Below are 15,097 nucleotides of genomic sequence, written 5' to 3' on the forward strand. Positions count from 1 at the left end.
GCCTCTTGGTTTTACTCCAGTCGTGAACCGCGCGGGATTGGATACCCTCGGAGGAACGCTCCCGCCTCCAACACCCGCTTTCCTTCCAACTGAAGATCTCCGATGGTCAGTGCCTGCCCGTCGCCGGCCAGCACCACCAGCCCTGCCTCCGTGGCTCCCAGCACCTCCCCCGCCCGTCCCTCGCTTTTCCACGGAAGGAGACCGGCCGAAAAGCACTTGAGTCGCTTCCCCGCATGGCGGGTGACCGCTCCGGGCCAAGGATCGAAGGCTCGGATCCGGTTGACGATGGCGCTGGCGGGATCTTGCCATGCGATAATGAGTTCATCCTTGTGGATGGGAGGCGCCGCCGTGGCCAGGCGGTTGTCCTGCGGTTCCGGCTGAATCTTTTTCGCGTGCCATGCGGCGAGGGTTTCCACGAGAAGCTCGGCGCCGACTTGAGCCAGACGGTCGTGAAGGGAACCGAAGGTTTCGGTGTCGCCGATGGGAACCTTCTTTCGAGCGAGCACGGGTCCCGTGTCCATGCCGGCGTCCATGAGCATAATGGAAACCCCCGTTACGGTTTCCCCGGCGAGCAGGGTCCGCTGGATGGGGGCGGCGCCGCGGTGCCGGGGCAGGAGTGACGGGTGGGCGTTCACGGCGCCCAGAGGGAAAGCGTCAAGCAGCCGTTTGGGAAGCAGTTGGCCATAGGCCACAAGCACCAGGCAATCGGCGCCGAAGGACGTCAGGTAAGCCACCACCTCGGGGGAACGGATCTTCTCCGGCTGGTAGACTTTGAGCCCCAGGGTCTCGGCCAGCACCTTCACGGGAGGCGGTGTCGGAATCTTTCCTCGCCCTCGGGGCCGGTCCGGCTGGGTGACCACCAGCGGCACAGGTGCTCCGGCTTCAACGAGCTTTTCCAGGTAAGGGCAGGCGAAATCCGGGGTCCCGAGAAAAAGGAGGCGGGGAAGCGATGGGTTCAGCCCTGTGCCTCCTTCAATCTCTTTTTCCATCTGCGCTTGAACATGTCTCTCTTGATCGGGTTCAAAAGGTCGATGAAAAGGCGGCCTTCCAAGTGGTCGATTTCGTGCTGCAGGGCGACCGCAAGGAGTCCCGAGGCGTGGATTTCGCGCGGGTTGCCGTCCGGATCCCGACCTCGGACCGTAACGGTTTCAAAACGCTTCACCGGCGAAAAATAATCGGGAACACTAAGGCAACCCTCTTCCCACACCACTTCACCTTCAGCCTTGACGATTTCCGGGTTAACCAAAGTAATGAGGCCATGGTCGTCATCTTCGCGCTGAAGGTCCACCAGGATGACTCGCAGCGCCTCTCCCACCTGGTTGGCCGCCAGACCGATGCCTGGAGCGTCGTACATGGTTTCCGCCATGTTGTTGATGAGTCGCCGGACGGACCGGTCCACGGTGTCGATGGGTCGCGCCTTTTCGCGCAGTACTTTATCCGGGTACACACGTATTTCGAGCAGGGCCATGATGGCATCTCCCAAACAATCCAAAATGTTCAAAAACAACAATTATTATAAACCCTCAAGGTCGCCTTTTCAACCCGCGTCGGGATCCGCGCGCGGCGGGGGCGCCGCTCCTACAAGAAATCATGCCCTGTAGGAGCCGGCTTGCCGGCGACCTTAAGGAGCGATTCACGCCCTGTAAGACGGGGTTTCCCGGCGACCCTGATCGCGGCCAAGGCCGTTCCTAAGCCAGAGTTTGGGAATGAGGGGGAAATTCAATTTCCCCTCCCCTTGTGGGAGGGGATTAAGGGGAGGGGAATGTAACTGATTGACATACGTTAATTTTCTCACCCTCACCCCAACCCTCTCCCATCAAGGGAGAGGGGGATTTTCTGACCTTGTTCCCAAGCTCCAGCTTGGGTACGAGGGGAAAACCGGGTTGCATTTATGCAGTTGGGTTGTTTAAAAGATGAACATCGAACATCGAACATCGAACATCGAATGAAAAAAACCGGGTTGCTTCTTGTTCCCAAGCTCCAGCTTGGGTACGAGGGGTAGTTCGGGTTTTTTTGATTAGTGGTACACGCTGAATAAGTTCTAACCATCTCTGGGTCTCCCTAAGTTCCTTTTTCGCATTCACCATTCGATGTTGGACGTTCAATGTTCGATGTTCATTTCCCATTCACCATGGATCCCGAAACCTCCATGAATGGTTTGGACAAGCGCTTACAGCCCCGAGTGAGGATCGCGGTCCACCACCAGCGCCACACGCCTGAGGATGGAAAGACGGCGGCTTTCGGCGAGCACTCTCTCGACGAACGCCTGGAGATGGCGGTTGGTCCAGGCTTTGCCGTAAAGGTGGCGGCGGTACCGGTTCTTGAGCCGGTAGATCGGAGCGGGGGCCGGCCCCAGCAGGGCCACCGGAACATTCTCTTCTTTCAGTTCGTCCGCCGCCGCCCGGCACACGGCGTGGAAACGGTCCATGGCTTCACGGGTGAGCGTTTCGTCGGCACCGGAAAGGAGGAACCTCACAAACCTCGTGAACGGGGGGTACTGCAGCGATTCGCGCGCTTTGAGCTCCTCTTCGCAGAAACGGAGGTAATCCATGTTCCGGACGGCCTGGATTGTGTAATGGTCGGGGTTGAAGGTTTGGACGAGGACTTCCCCCGGCTGGTCGCCCCGTCCTGCACGCCCGGCCACCTGGAGGAGCAGTTGGACGGTGATTTCGCCGGCCCTGAAATCCGCGATCTGAAGCGCTGTGTCCGCGCTGATGACGCCCACCAGGGTGATGTTTTCGAAATCATGGCCTTTGGCCACCATCTGAGTGCCGATGAGCACGTCGGCGCGCCGATGGCGGACGTCGTTCAGCAGTTCCACCAGGCGCTTCGGGTGGCTTGCGGAGTCGCGATCGATCCTTGCAATCCTTGCCCCAGGAAACAGTTTCCCCACCTCTTCCGCGACTCTTTCCGTTCCGAAACCGAACGGGATGAGGGCGTGTTCGCCGCACCGAGGGCAGGCTTCCGGGACGTCGGCTTCGTACCCGCAGTAGTGGCAGCGCAGGGTATCGTCCTGCTGGTGGTAGGTAAGGCTCACCGAACAGTGCGGGCACTGGTGAACCGTCCCGCAGACCCGGCACAGGTAGAAGGTGGCGAATCCACGCCGGTTCAGAAAAAGGAGAACCTGGTTGCCGTCCGCCAGGGTCTTTTCGACGGCGGCCTGAAGCGGTCGCGAAAGCACGCGGAAAGGACCTCGTTCCCGGCGCATGTCGATGATTTCGATGCGAGGAAGAGGGCGGTCTTCGATGCGTTGAAGGAGCGAAAGAAACCGGCAGCGGCCCCGGTGCACCAGGCGAATCGACTGGAGCGACGGGGTGGCCGAACCCAGAAGCACGGGAATACCGAGAAAACGGGCGCGGACCAGCGCCACATCGCGGGCGTGGTAGCGGAGGCGGTCTTCCTGCTTGTAGGAGCCGTCGTGTTCTTCGTCCACCACGATGAGCCCCAGGCGTGGAAGCGGGCTGAAAACCGCGGATCGTACTCCGAGCGTTACGGAACTTTCCCCGTCCACGATCTTCCGCCACTGGTCGTCCCGGGCTCCAGGCGAAAGCCCGCTGTGCCAGACCGCCAGCCGCGAACCGAACCGTCGGCGGAAGAGGGCTTCCAACTGGGTGCTCAGGGCGATTTCGGGAACCAGCACCAGGGCGGTCTTTCCGACTTCGAGGGTCCGCTGCACCAGGTGCAGGTAGATTTCCGTCTTTCCGCTTCCCGTGACGCCGTAGAGCAGAAAAGGCTGAAAGCGCCCGTTTTCGATGAAGGGGCCGATGGCACCGACCACCGCCTGCTGATCGGTGGTGAGCGCCGGAGGCTCGCAGGCCGGAAGCGTCTGAGCATAGGGCGATTCCCGGATTTCCCGGGCGGCTTCCATGCACACGAAGCCTTCCCGTTGGAGGCGCCGCGCCCAGTAGTCGGCGGTTTTCAGGCTCCGGCGGAGATCCCTCAAAGCAAGAGCGCCGCCCGCATCTTCAAGCAGCCGGACAAGCCGCCGCAGGTGGGCACTCCGCCGCAGCCGGTCGTCAGGCGGCGTCTCCACCAGGCGCACCGTCTTCAGCGTCTTCTGCCGCAGGTCGGAAGACGGCCAGACGTAGACTCTTTCCACCCAGCCTTCGCGCTCCAGCCGTTTGAACGCCCTGGTTTCGATGTCGTCCCGAGGGCAGGCCTCCATCGGTTCACCGGTCTCCGGAAAACCGGGGTCGAACCAAGGCTCCAGCCGCTTTCTTCCCCGTCGTTCCCGTTCCAGCACGGCCTTGCCGGCGCCGGTAAGTCGGTAGCGGACCTCGGGCTGCAGCTGGAATCCCGGCGGCAACGTGCTGCGAATGATCTCGCCCAGCGGATAAAAATAATAGCGGGAGATCCAGCGGCAGAGATGCAAAACGTCTCCGGGCACTACGGGCCGCGGGTCGAGCACGGCTTTCACACTCTTGAAGCGGATCGAACCCTCCAGCGGCGGGGGAGTGCCCTGAAGGGCGAGAACCAGGCCCACGGTTTCACGCCGGCCCAGAGGCACCAAGACGCGCACGCCGGGTTGGACGTCGTGGAGCAGTTCCCCGGGGACCCGGTAGTGGAGGTTTTTCGAAATGGCGGTGAAGGGAGCGATTTCGGCGTAGGTCTCCGAAGCGGCGGCGGTCATGGTGCGCCGGATTCCTTGGTATCCGCTTGAGCGACGCCGACGTCCTGGAGGGCCGCAAGATAGGTTTCGCGGACCTTGAGAAAATCCGCCTTGATTTTCGCCGGTACAGACCGGGCATGGGGGAACGCCGTCTTTAAAAAGTTGATGGGTTTTCCGTTCTCATAGAAGCGGAAATCCAGGTGGGGGCCGGTGGACAACCCCGAAGATCCCACATAGCCGATCACGTCGCCCTGGCGGACCTGGCGCCCCACCGAAAGGCCTTCGGCATAACGGGAAAGATGTCCGTAGGTGGTCTTGTACTTGGCTCCGTGTTGGATCTCAACATACCGGCCGAACCCGCCCTTCCATCCCTTGAAGACGATCTTGCCGTCTCCCAGCGCGCTGACCGGCGTTCCCGTCGGGGCGGCGTAGTCGATGCCCAGGTGCGGCCTGAAGATCTTGAGTACCGGATGGAATCGGCGGTAGGTGAAGGTGGAACTGATCCGCCGATAGCTCAAGGGGGCCTTGAGAAACATCTTCCGCAGCGAGTCGCCGTCCGCGTCGAAGTAGTCGCTGTAGCCGTCCGGGAGGGTGTAATGGAACGCTTCGAAGCGCCGGCCGTTCACCGTCATGACGGCGGCGAGGATCGGGCCCGCCTGGACGCGCTTTCCGTTTTTCACCTCCTGTCGGAAATACACGGCGAACGTGTCCCCCCGGCGAAGATCCGTATTGAAGTCGATGTCGTAGGCGAAAAGATCCGCCAGTTCCATGATGAGTGGGGGCGGAACACCGGCTTCCAGGCAGGATCCATATAAGCTTTCGGAGATGGCTCCTGTCGCCGACTGTGTGATCGAAATGGTCTGGGGGGTCTTTTTCTGGGATTCCCAGGTTTCGCCTTGCTTTCGAAAGACGAAGGTGGAACCGTCGGCCGCTTGGTAAATGAGCTTGACCGGTCGATCTTCGTCTCTAGGCGTGTAGAAGACCAGTTCCTCGCCCGGCTGAATCTTTTCCAGCTGCGGGAAATCAGCGCATTCCTTCTGCCATTCCACGGCGCAATCGGCCGAGAGGTTCAGCGACGAAAGGATCCCGGAGAAACTCTCACCCTTTTGAACAACGTGGTGGGTGATACTGAATTGCTCACTATATTGACGCCGTAGTTCGAAGGTGTCCGGATAGTCGAGGTGTTGGCTTTTGACTTCCGGTCCCAAAGGGGGCATTTCGGGAGGGTGCGCCAAGTTCTGCCAGCTCACCACGACGGCCACGGCGAAAAACACCCACACCCCCAGGCGCACGCCCATGGAACGCCTTCTTTGGGGGCCGAACGTAGCCTTGCCCAACCCGGTTCTGAAACGCTGCGTCTTCTTCATCGGGATCGTTTGTTAGCACAGACGTTTTTTCAGGTCAAAGCCAAATCTGTCGCAGATAAAGAAACGATCGGCATCCAGAAGGATTTCGGGGGATCTATGCCAGGGGCATGGGGCCCTCCGGCCTTCTTCGCCCGACGTTAAAACGGCTCAAAAAACTTTATTTTATGCGGGTTTTTTGATGATTTAATGCTTGCCATGGGTGAGGTGATCGGTATAGTTACTTCGTTTTATGCGGGTTTACAGGCGCCAGACCGAAAAATGCGTGCAGGTGGGGCGGCCTGAAAGAGGGTGGCAAAGGGGCGAAAATGATCCAGTTGAGAACAAGGAGGAGGAAATCATGACCAAGGCTGATTTGGTTGCCAGAATGGCCGATGACGCCGGCATCACGAAAGCCGCGGCGGAAAAGGCGTTCAACAGTTTCGTGGACGCGGTGGCCGAGAGCCTCGCCAAGGGCGACAAGGTTACCCTCGTAGGCTTCGGCACCTTCAGTGTTTCCGAAAGGGGTCAACGTGAAGGCCGGAATCCCAGGACCGGTGAAACCATCACTATTTCGGCAAGCAAAGTGGTCAAGTTCAAGGCCGGCAGCAAGCTCAAAGATTCCATTCAGTAAAGAGGGGAAGGGATTCCGGCTCTGCTTGTCGTGTGCGGCTGAGCCGGATCCTTGTCGCTTCCCGGCGCCTCATCTGTTTCTGCAGCCGTTGTTCCCGCCATGCCGGTCGCCTCGCCGCCCGATCGGGCGCTCATCGACCCCAAAAGGGGTAAGTCTGAAAGGCCGCTGCCCGAGCGGGCGCTATTCGTTTTCACTCCGGAAGATCTGAAAGACGCGCTCAGGAGCCTGACCTTTTCCGGCGCTCGGTCCCGGCAGGCGGCCGGGAGCCGAAGACACCGGAAGGTCTTCTTGTGCGGGGTCACTGAGGGCATCTTCGGCGGCGTTCCGATCGCCGTCGCCGGGCCGATGCTTGGAGCGCCCCAGGCCGTGTTGGTCCTGGAAAAGCTCATCGCGCTGGGTGTGCGGCGGTGCTTTGCGCTGGGTTGGTGCGGGTCGCTGAATCCAACCGTTCGCATCGGCGACGTGGTGGTGCCCCGTTGGGCTTGGTCGGAAGAAGGAACCTCCGCTCATTACCCCCTGGCGGAACGGCCTGTAGCGGACCCGCAGCTGGTCCAAACCGTTCTGACGGGACTGCGCGGTTGCGAAGGATTGACCGTGCACGAAGGCCCCGTCTGGACCACGGACGCTCCCTACAGGGAGACCGAGGCGAAGGTGCTCCACTATCGGGACAAAGGGGCTCTGGGCGTGGAAATGGAGACCTCGGCCCTGTTCACCGTGGCCGCCTATCGCGGGATCGCTCTGGCCGTGGTTCTGGTAGTCTCGGACGATCTTTCGCGGATGGAATGGCGCCACGGTTATCGAGACCCTCGCTTTCGGGCCGTGAGGGCTTCCCTCCCGGAACGGCTGCTCCAGCTGCTTACGCGATCTTCCCCCTGAGCGCGTTCTCGTTCCGGCGCACAACGAGGCGGGGGCATTTCAATCCAATTGCGGATTTCAGATTTGGGATTGTGGATCTTCAGAGTCCAAAGTTCTGGCAGCGTTCTAAAGTGGAGACCTTAGACCACTTCCGTCACCGGGAACCCGCTTTGGCGGATGGCGGCCGTCACCACGTTCATGTCATGGACGTTTCGGGATCCATGGTGAATGGGAAATGAACATCGAACATTGAACGTCCAACATCGAATGGTGAAAGGGAAAAAAGGAACTTAGGGAGACCCAGAGATGGTTCGAACTTATTCAGCGTGTACCACTAATCAAAAAACCCGAACTACCCCTCGTTCCCAAGCTGGAGCTTGGGAACAAGAAGCAACCCGGTTTTTTTCATTCGATGTTCAACGTTCGATGTTCGATGTTCGACGTTCATCTTTAAAAACAACCCACGGCATAAATGCAACCCGGTTTTCCCCTCGTACCCAAGCTGGAGCTTGGGAACAAGAAGCAACCCGGTTTTTTTCATTCGATGTTCAACGTTCGATGTTCGACGTTCATCTTTAAAAACAACCCACGGCATAAATGCAACCCGGCTTTCCCCTCGTACCCAAGCTGGAGCTTGGGAACAAGAAGCAACCCGGTTTTTTTCATTCGATGTTCAACGTTCGATGTTCGATGTTCGACGTTCATCTTTAAAAACAACCCACGGCATAAATGCAACCCGGTTTTCCCCTCGTACCCAAGCTGGAGCTTGGGAACAAGAAGAATAGGAGCCTGGGTCATGGGGTGGATCGTAGGGGCGGGTTTGAAACCCGTCCCTACTTTGGACTGTACAGATATGAAGGTCGGAGGCGTTCATGGAGGACAAGGCGGCCGTAAGGGAACGCATCGAAGAACTGAAGCGGCAGATCCGGTATCACGACTACCGCTACTATGCGCTCGACAGCCCCGAAATCAGCGACGCCGAATACGATCGACTATTCCGTGAACTGGTGGAACTGGAAGAGGCGCACCCGGAGTTTGCCGATCCGGATTCGCCCACCCGCCGGGTCGGATTCCCACCGCTTGAAGCCTTTCCAACCTTTGAACATCGGGTTCCCATGCTCAGCCTGGAAAATGCCATGAGCGAATCGGAACTCAGGGAATTCGACCGCAGGGTGCGCAAACTCCTGGAACATGCGGGGCCCGTGGAATACGTCGCCGAACCCAAGATGGACGGGCTCGCGGTGGAAGTGGTCTACGTGGACGGGGTGCTTTCGAGCGCCGGGACTCGTGGAGACGGCTACCATGGCGAAGACGTGACACCCAATGTCAAGACCATCCGGGCGGTCCCGCTTCGGCTCTTCACCGCGGGCGGCGGGCCGTCCCTTCCGGAGTACCTCACGGTTCGGGGTGAAGTGTACATGGACCGGGCCGATTTCGAGCGCCTCAACCGTGAACGGGAAGCGGCGGGGGAACCTCTTTTCGCCAATCCCAGAAACGCCGCCGCCGGGTCACTCCGCCAGCTCGACTCGTCCATCACCGCCAAACGCCCCCTCAAGGTATTCTTCTACGGCGTGGGACTTGTGGAAGGAGCGACCTTTGAAACCCAATGGGAAATCCTCGAAACGCTTCGGAGTTGGGGGCTTCCGGTCAATCCGCTGTCCAGGGTCTGTAAAGGGGCGGAAGACGTTGTGGCGTTTTTCAACGAGATTGAAAGCGAACGCCCCCGGCTGCCCTATGAAGTGGACGGCGTGGTCGCCAAGGTGAACCGCATCGACTGGCAGCGGAAGATTGGTGAGAAGAGCCGGAGTCCGCGCTGGGCCATTGCGTACAAGTTTTCGCCTCACCAGGGGCGCAGCCGGGTCCTCGATATCGTCGTGCAGGTGGGGCGAACGGGTGTGCTCACGCCCGTGGCGGTCCTGGAACCCATTTCCGTGGGGGGCGTCGTCATCCGAAGAGCCACGCTGCACAACCAGGACGAGATCGAGCGCAAGGATATCCGGGTGGGGGACGAAGTGGTCGTTCAAAGGGCCGGAGACGTTATTCCGGAGGTGGTGCGGGTCGTGACGGAAAAGCGTACCGGGAAAGAGAAACCGTTCCGCATGGTGTCCCGGTGCCCGTCCTGCGGAGGCGAAGTGGTGCGGCTTCCCGGAGAAGCCGTCCACCGCTGCCTCAACCGGAACTGCCCCGCCCAGATCAAGGCGAGTCTCCGCCACTTCGCCGGACGTTCGGCCATGGACATCGAAGGACTCGGAAAAGAGATCATTTCGCTATTGGTGGACCGGGGCCTGGTGGCTTCACCCGCCGACCTCTACGAAATCCGGCCGGAACATCTCAAGGATCTTCCCGGTTTCGCCGAAAAATCGGCCACGAACCTGGTGCAGGCCATCGAGCGGAGCAAGGACGTTTCTCTTGCCGCCTTCATTCACGCCCTGGGAATTCCTCATGTGGGCGAGTACCTGGCGCAGGTCCTGGCGGACCACTTCGGTTCCATCGAGGCTCTTCAGAACGCGACCGCTGAAGAACTGGAGGCGATTTCCGGCGTAGGCGAGAAGGTGGCTTCCAGTATCTTGAACTACTTTCACAATCCCGAAAACCGGCGACTCGTGCAGCGCCTCCGGGAAGTCGGCGTCCGGCCTCGGGTGGATCGAGAAACCAAGCCCGCGGCCCCCGCCGATTCTTTCTGGAAGGACCTGTCGGTGGTGTTCACCGGAACGCTTTCGTCCATGACGCGTGAAGAGGCCAAAAAGCGCGTCGTCGCCCTGGGAGCCCGGGTTGTTGAGAATGTCAGCAAGAAGACCGATGTAGTGGTTGTGGGATCCGACCCGGGGTCGAAGCTGGAAAAGGCACGGGCCCTCGGTGTGCGCATCATGGACGAAGCCGAGTTCCTGGCCCGTGTGGGGGCCGAGTAGGCGGGGAGCACGGGGCGGTGCCGAACTTGCGGGCCCTCGCGAGCGGTTGCGGCTTCACGCCGGCTTGCGGGGGTTGACTCTTGGAGCAGGTGTGACGGTCCGCCGGCTGAAGGAAGGAGGGATGGATACGATGAGCCAGAAGAAGCGTGTCCACGTGTGGATTACGGGAAGAGTCCAGGGGGTGTTCTTCCGCGCCTATACCCGCGATGCAGCCCGATCCTTCAATGTGGGAGGCTGGGTCCGAAACCTCCCCGACGGCCGCGTGGAAGCCGTGTTCGAAGGAGAGGCGCCGGCGGTGGAGGCGATGGTCGAATGGTGCCGCACCGGAAGCCCGCTCAGCCGGGTGGATGATGTGAGGGTCGTGGAAGAACCGTTCGAAGGGAAGTTCAGCGGTTTTGAAATCCGCTACGGGAGGTAACCCATGGACGTCGGCGGCGCCTGGGAAACATTCATCGCTTTTCTTCGAGAGTACAATGTGAGGAAGATCGCCGAGGTTTCTCGGGCAATCGATTGGAGTGCGTGGCTGAAGGAGCCCTTTTTCTGGATCGGGGTCGTGGTGTTCCTGGGGGTGGTTCTCTGGAAGAAAGCCTTCAAGATGCTCCTGCTGCCTTTGTCCGTAGCGGCCCTGATTGTTCTGGTCCAATGCACCATGCCCGAAAGCGGTGAAGACATTTCGCTCGGCAAACTGGTTCCCTTTCTCGGAGGGTGCGTGGTGATCATTGCGCTGAACCTCTACTGCTTCATCGTCCGCCACGATTAGAAGCGCTCCAATCCTCCCGGTGCCCGCCTCTGGAGCGGGATGCCCGCCCGGAAGCCGCCGGTTTCCCCTCTCCGCCCCCTCTGTTCTTCATGGCCGGTACGTGACGGCCAGTTCGTTGAGCCGGTCCGAAAGCGTCCGGTACGTGACGTGAAGATTCCTCTCACGGCGGACAAAGTCCGCCGCCCTTCGTCCCATTTCCCGCCGCGCCGCCGAGTCCTCCAGAAGCGAGCGCACGGCTTGGGAAAAGGCCGTCTCGTCTTCTTGGGGCAGCAGGAACCCCGTCACTTGGTGCTCAACGACCTGTGAGACCCCTTCGTTCCGAAGCGCAACGACGGGACAGCCGCAGGACTGCGCTTCCAGGTAAACCATGCCGAGCGATTCCCCGATACCGGGAAAGACGAAGAGATCCGCTGCCGAGTAGTATTTGAAGAGTTCCCTTCTTGGGATCTTTCCCGCGAACAGGACCTTTCCGGGAAGGAGTTCCTCGGCCTCCTTGCGAAGCTCGGCTTCCATCGGGCCGTCACCCGCAATGACAAGCCGGAAACGGTTGTGCCCGCGTCCCAGGCGGTTCATAGATCGCAGCAGGAAATCCAAGCTCCGAAACTTCACGCCGGGTCGAAACCGGGCCGCGCAAAACAGCAGGGGCTCTCCCGGTTGGATGCCCCACGTGCTGCGGACCCGCCGCCCCGCCTCTTCGTCCCGGGTGAACGCCTCCGGAAAAATCCCCGGCGGAAGGTAGGTGAGCGACATGGGCGAAAGGATGCGGTCAAGTCCCCGGACGTCTTTCCGGTTGTTGGTGAAGGCGTGGCAGGCGCGGCGGAGGGCCGCACGGTTCAGGTAAAAGCCCGGGCGGGTGCGCGGGTCCCGGCGGCGCTTGGTGCTGTAGATGGGCTGGAACAGAACGTAGGGGATCCGGAGCAGGCGAGTCACCGCGGGGCCGATGACGTCGGGCGCCTTGTAGTAGGTATGGTAGGTGAGCCAAAGGTCCGGCTTCCACGACGCAGACCGTGCCAGGGTTCGGGCCGTGGCCGCCGCCGCGCGGATCCATCCCGCCGGGTGCTCCCAGAACCACCGGGAACGGAAACGAGCCCATTCCCGGCAATCGTGGCCCAGCCGGTTCAGGGCTTCATGAATGCCTTGAGCGATGGCCAGGTCTCCGGAGGGGTCGGGATGGTCCAGCGGCTTATTGGGGCAGTAAAAGGCGATATTCACGGCGGCGACAAGGCTTCCCGGAAAAGGGCGTGGAGCTGACCGATGCAGTTACGGTTATCGAAAACCAACTCGACTTTCTTTCGAGCTTCCCGGAGCTGTCCCTCGAACCGTTCCCGGTGAAGGAGCACCTCGGCGAGTGCCCAGGCCAGCGCTTCGGGGTTTTCCGGCTCCACCAGTGTTCCCGTGCGTCCGTCCTCCACCAGTTCGGGAATGGCTGATACGCGCGTCGAAACCACCGGGACGCCCACCGCCATGGCTTCGGCGATGACGTTCGGAATGCCGTCCCGATCTCCGTTGGGTGCCACTTTGCACGCGAGGGCAAAGCAATGCGCCTCACGATAATGGTGGATCACGTCTTCATGGGGAAGGGTGCCCAGAAACCGAACGCGGCGCGAAAGCCCCAGGTTTTCGGCAAGAGCATGAATGCGGTTTTCGTCTTCCCCCGTTCCGATATGAAAAAACTCGAAATCGATTCCCAGCCTGTCCAGGATCTTGAGCGCCGCCAGAAGATCGTCGTAGCCCTTCTTGGGAACCAGGCGGCCCACGGAAAGTATCCGAAAGGGCGGCGCCTTGCGCGGGGATGCCCCGTACCGGAAGAAATCCAGGTCGATCCCGTGGTAGATGGTGTGGATGGGGGTTTCTCGGCCGGCGAGTTCTTTGAGGTAGGCCGCATTGTAAGCCGTGCAGGTGACCACGAACCGGGCCTTAGCGATCTTTCGGCGGAGTTGGTCGGGTTCCGACGTGTAGATGTCCTTGGCGTGAGCCGTGAAGCTGAAAGGGAGCCCCGTAAGTTCGGACGCGAAGAGGGCGACCGAGGTGGGGGTGTGGCAGAAATGGGCATGCAGGTGGCCCACCTGACTGTCTGTGAGCCGCAGGGCGGCCAAGTGACCCGCCTGGAGGAAGTGGCGGACGGTCGCGCCCTTACGGCGCCGGAAGGCCCGGTGCAGGGCGGATACAAAGCACCGCAGGTAGCGGCTTGGCTGTCTCCGGGCCAGGTCCAGGTTGGAGGCGACCAGAGTTTTCCAGTGGGGGAGAACGTATTCCGGAAGGTAGGTGACCGGAGCCCGGATTCGGGAAACATATCGGTGAGTGAAGTCTTCACGCGGCCGGCGCAGTGAAAAGATCTGGATGGGAACGCCCCGCGATTCCAGCAGAAGGAATTCCGTGCTGATAAAGCTTTCCGAAATGCGGGGATAGCCCTTGAGGACCATGCCCAATTGTTTTCGACTTTCGGTGCCTTTGCTCATACCCGCTTGTGATCCAGTATGCGCCGGCGGATGACGTCCAGGGCGGTGAACGGAAAATGCTCCGCGCGTTCCACCAGTTCCGAAGCGTTTTCCAGCAGGTGCATGATTTTCTTCCAGACGGCTTCCGGCGTCAGTTCTTTCGGGTGAAGATAGTCGCAGTACCCCTTGGAACAGAGGACCTGGGCGCGGATCAGCTGTTCTTCGCGCGGGACCGTCCTGGGGATGATGAGAAACGGTTTGCACTGGCTGATGATTTCACAAACCGTGTTATAGCCGCCCATGCTCACTACGACCTGCGCCGAACCGATGAGTGCTTCCATATAGCGATGAAACTTCAGGGTGACGAATCCCATGGCCCGGCACCGGCGGTGGACTTCCTTGAAATGGAGGTTCGACAGGAATGGCCCCGTGACCACCACAACCCTGGTGTCCGCTGGAAGCTTTCGGCGTTCGAAGGCCTCGAGGAAGGTATTCAGCACGGGAAACCCGTCGCCGCCGCCTCCCGTGGTGAGGAGCACCATGCGCTCTTCCGGTGCGATCCCCAGTTCTTTCTTGACCCCCGCCACTTCACCCGGGGAAGGAATCTGGCGTGGGATATAACCGGTGAAATGGACCTTGGCCGCCACAGAGTCGGGAATCCTGTATTCCTTTATCGAATCGTAGAAATCCTGATGGCCGTAGATCCAGATCTCGTCGTAGAGAGATTCCATGGCCTCGTAGATGCCCTTGCTCTCCCAGTCTTCGATGGTGGACGCGGAGCTGTCCATGATGTCGCGCAAACCCAGGATGGAAGTGCATTGAGGCCGTGAAGCCTTGAGCCAATTGAGCGTGTCCACCACTTCGCGTTTGAGGCCCAGGGGGGCCTTGTCCACGATGAAATAGTCCGGCTGAAAGGCGATCGCGGTGCTCAAGATGATCCCTTTGCGGATCTCCAGCACTTCGGTGGCTTCCAGCTTCATGGAAAGCGGCAGGTACTCCTCGTTGGTGACCTTGATCATGCCGGGAATCCGGACGAAGTCCACCCGGCGCGGGATGTTGAAGCGGCCGACCAAGGGGGAACCGGTGAGAATGAGGATGTTGGCGGGGGATTTGCGGAGGCTTCGAGCGATGGCGAGGGTTCTTCTGATGTGTCCCAGACCGAAGGTGTCGTGGGAGTACATCAAGATCCTGTAGAGATTGGGAGCCTTCAAGCTCTCTCCGCTCCAGGGTCCCCTCGCAGGGGTGTTCACTTCCGGGTTCTACGCGGTCCCGCCGATTCATCCGCTGGATGGAACGTCATCTTATGGTGAACGAGGTTGAATCGCAATACCGATTTGCCCGCCAACGCCTCACGATGTCCCGCCTTGCCGCTGACGCTCCCTTCTGTTAAGAGTCTTTTACCTGGATGGAACGATTTTCTACCGAAACCGTTGCAGCATATGCGGTCTCAAGCTCTCTTCAAGGGGTGCTGCGGGTCGGGTTGAGGCGCATCGAGATGGCACAGGTTCAAGCACGACGGCATCCAGGGATCGGCTTGTTCGGGTTTGAT

Annotated in this window: 12 protein-coding genes; 5 read left to right on the top strand and 7 right to left on the bottom strand. The window is 60.3% G+C overall.

Annotated elements, in window-relative coordinates; all coding sequences use genetic code 11:
• Positions 1–11 precede the first annotated feature (11 nt).
• From fmt to FDQ92_RS08850, 4 genes are all read right to left on the bottom strand, one after another.
• A complete protein-coding gene (fmt, locus tag FDQ92_RS08835) occupies positions 12–989 on the bottom strand; it encodes a methionyl-tRNA formyltransferase (protein ID WP_137424276.1) in 978 nt (325 codons plus the stop codon).
• Positions 956–1,468, bottom strand: coding sequence for a peptide deformylase (gene def, locus FDQ92_RS08840; RefSeq protein ID WP_137424278.1), 513 nt, complete (start codon positions 1,466–1,468; stop codon positions 956–958). Before def ends, fmt begins: the two co-directional genes overlap by 34 nt.
• Before the next feature lie 702 nt (positions 1,469–2,170).
• On the bottom strand, positions 2,171–4,630 hold the full coding sequence (priA, locus tag FDQ92_RS08845; RefSeq protein ID WP_137424280.1) for a replication restart helicase PriA: 2,460 nt from the start codon (positions 4,628–4,630) through the stop codon (positions 2,171–2,173).
• Complete coding sequence (locus FDQ92_RS08850) at positions 4,627–5,976, bottom strand: M23 family metallopeptidase (protein WP_137424282.1); 1,350 nt, start codon at positions 5,974–5,976, stop codon at positions 4,627–4,629. The genes priA and FDQ92_RS08850 overlap by 4 nt, the downstream gene beginning before the upstream one ends.
• Before the next feature lie 337 nt (positions 5,977–6,313).
• On the opposite strand from FDQ92_RS08850, the gene FDQ92_RS08855 reads away from it, so the two are divergent.
• The 5 genes from FDQ92_RS08855 to FDQ92_RS08875 all read left to right on the top strand — a co-directional run bounded on the left by FDQ92_RS08855 (position 6,314) and on the right by FDQ92_RS08875 (position 11,110).
• Positions 6,314–6,586 carry an HU family DNA-binding protein gene (locus FDQ92_RS08855; RefSeq protein WP_137424284.1) on the top strand — a complete coding sequence of 91 codons (273 nt, stop codon included), beginning with the start codon at positions 6,314–6,316 and terminating at the stop codon, positions 6,584–6,586.
• Positions 6,587–6,685: 99 nt separating this feature from the next.
• On the top strand, positions 6,686–7,462 hold the full coding sequence (locus FDQ92_RS08860; RefSeq protein ID WP_137424285.1) for a nucleoside phosphorylase: 777 nt from the start codon (positions 6,686–6,688) through the stop codon (positions 7,460–7,462).
• Positions 7,463–8,313: 851 nt separating this feature from the next.
• Complete coding sequence (gene ligA, locus FDQ92_RS08865) at positions 8,314–10,350, top strand: NAD-dependent DNA ligase LigA (RefSeq protein WP_137424287.1); 2,037 nt, start codon at positions 8,314–8,316, stop codon at positions 10,348–10,350.
• Between the two features lie 130 nt (positions 10,351–10,480).
• On the top strand, positions 10,481–10,768 hold the full coding sequence (locus FDQ92_RS08870; RefSeq protein ID WP_137424289.1) for an acylphosphatase: 288 nt from the start codon (positions 10,481–10,483) through the stop codon (positions 10,766–10,768).
• A 3-nt stretch (positions 10,769–10,771) separates the two neighbouring features.
• Positions 10,772–11,110 carry a hypothetical protein gene (locus FDQ92_RS08875; protein WP_137424291.1) on the top strand — a complete coding sequence of 113 codons (339 nt, stop codon included), beginning with the start codon at positions 10,772–10,774 and terminating at the stop codon, positions 11,108–11,110.
• A gap of 87 nt (positions 11,111–11,197) precedes the next feature.
• Here FDQ92_RS08875 and FDQ92_RS08880 read toward each other — a convergent pair whose 3' ends face one another.
• The 3 genes from FDQ92_RS08880 to FDQ92_RS08890 are packed head-to-tail and all read right to left on the bottom strand — an operon-like array spanning position 11,198 to position 14,759.
• The gene (locus FDQ92_RS08880; protein ID WP_137424293.1) at positions 11,198–12,322 is read right to left on the bottom strand and encodes a glycosyltransferase family 4 protein; all 1,125 of its coding nucleotides are present in this window, start codon (positions 12,320–12,322) and stop codon (positions 11,198–11,200) included.
• Entirely contained in the window at positions 12,319–13,569 is a 1,251-nt protein-coding gene (locus FDQ92_RS08885; RefSeq protein WP_137424295.1) for a glycosyltransferase, read from the bottom strand. Before FDQ92_RS08885 ends, FDQ92_RS08880 begins: the two co-directional genes overlap by 4 nt.
• Positions 13,566–14,759 (bottom strand): glycosyltransferase family protein, encoded by a 1,194-nt coding sequence (locus FDQ92_RS08890; protein ID WP_246041644.1) that lies wholly within the window; start codon positions 14,757–14,759, stop codon positions 13,566–13,568. Before FDQ92_RS08890 ends, FDQ92_RS08885 begins: the two co-directional genes overlap by 4 nt.
• Positions 14,760–15,097: the final 338 nt, after the last annotated feature.

It is taken from the genome of Desulfoglaeba alkanexedens ALDC (assembly GCF_005377625.1).
Taxonomy (GTDB): domain Bacteria; phylum Desulfobacterota; class Syntrophobacteria; order Syntrophobacterales; family DSM-9756; genus Desulfoglaeba; species Desulfoglaeba alkanexedens.

Coding starts and splice junctions, on each gene's coding strand:
- fmt (WP_137424276.1), bottom strand. CDS start 989: ATGGAAAAAGAGATTGAAGGAGGCACAGGGCTGAACCCATCGCTTCCC.
- def (WP_137424278.1), bottom strand. CDS start 1,468: ATGGCCCTGCTCGAAATACGTGTGTACCCGGATAAAGTACTGCGCGAA.
- priA (WP_137424280.1), bottom strand. CDS start 4,630: ATGACCGCCGCCGCTTCGGAGACCTACGCCGAAATCGCTCCCTTCACC.
- FDQ92_RS08850 (WP_137424282.1), bottom strand. CDS start 5,976: ATGAAGAAGACGCAGCGTTTCAGAACCGGGTTGGGCAAGGCTACGTTC.
- FDQ92_RS08855 (WP_137424284.1), top strand. CDS start 6,314: ATGACCAAGGCTGATTTGGTTGCCAGAATGGCCGATGACGCCGGCATC.
- FDQ92_RS08860 (WP_137424285.1), top strand. CDS start 6,686: ATGCCGGTCGCCTCGCCGCCCGATCGGGCGCTCATCGACCCCAAAAGG.
- ligA (WP_137424287.1), top strand. CDS start 8,314: ATGGAGGACAAGGCGGCCGTAAGGGAACGCATCGAAGAACTGAAGCGG.
- FDQ92_RS08870 (WP_137424289.1), top strand. CDS start 10,481: ATGAGCCAGAAGAAGCGTGTCCACGTGTGGATTACGGGAAGAGTCCAG.
- FDQ92_RS08875 (WP_137424291.1), top strand. CDS start 10,772: ATGGACGTCGGCGGCGCCTGGGAAACATTCATCGCTTTTCTTCGAGAG.
- FDQ92_RS08885 (WP_137424295.1), bottom strand. CDS start 13,569: ATGAGCAAAGGCACCGAAAGTCGAAAACAATTGGGCATGGTCCTCAAG.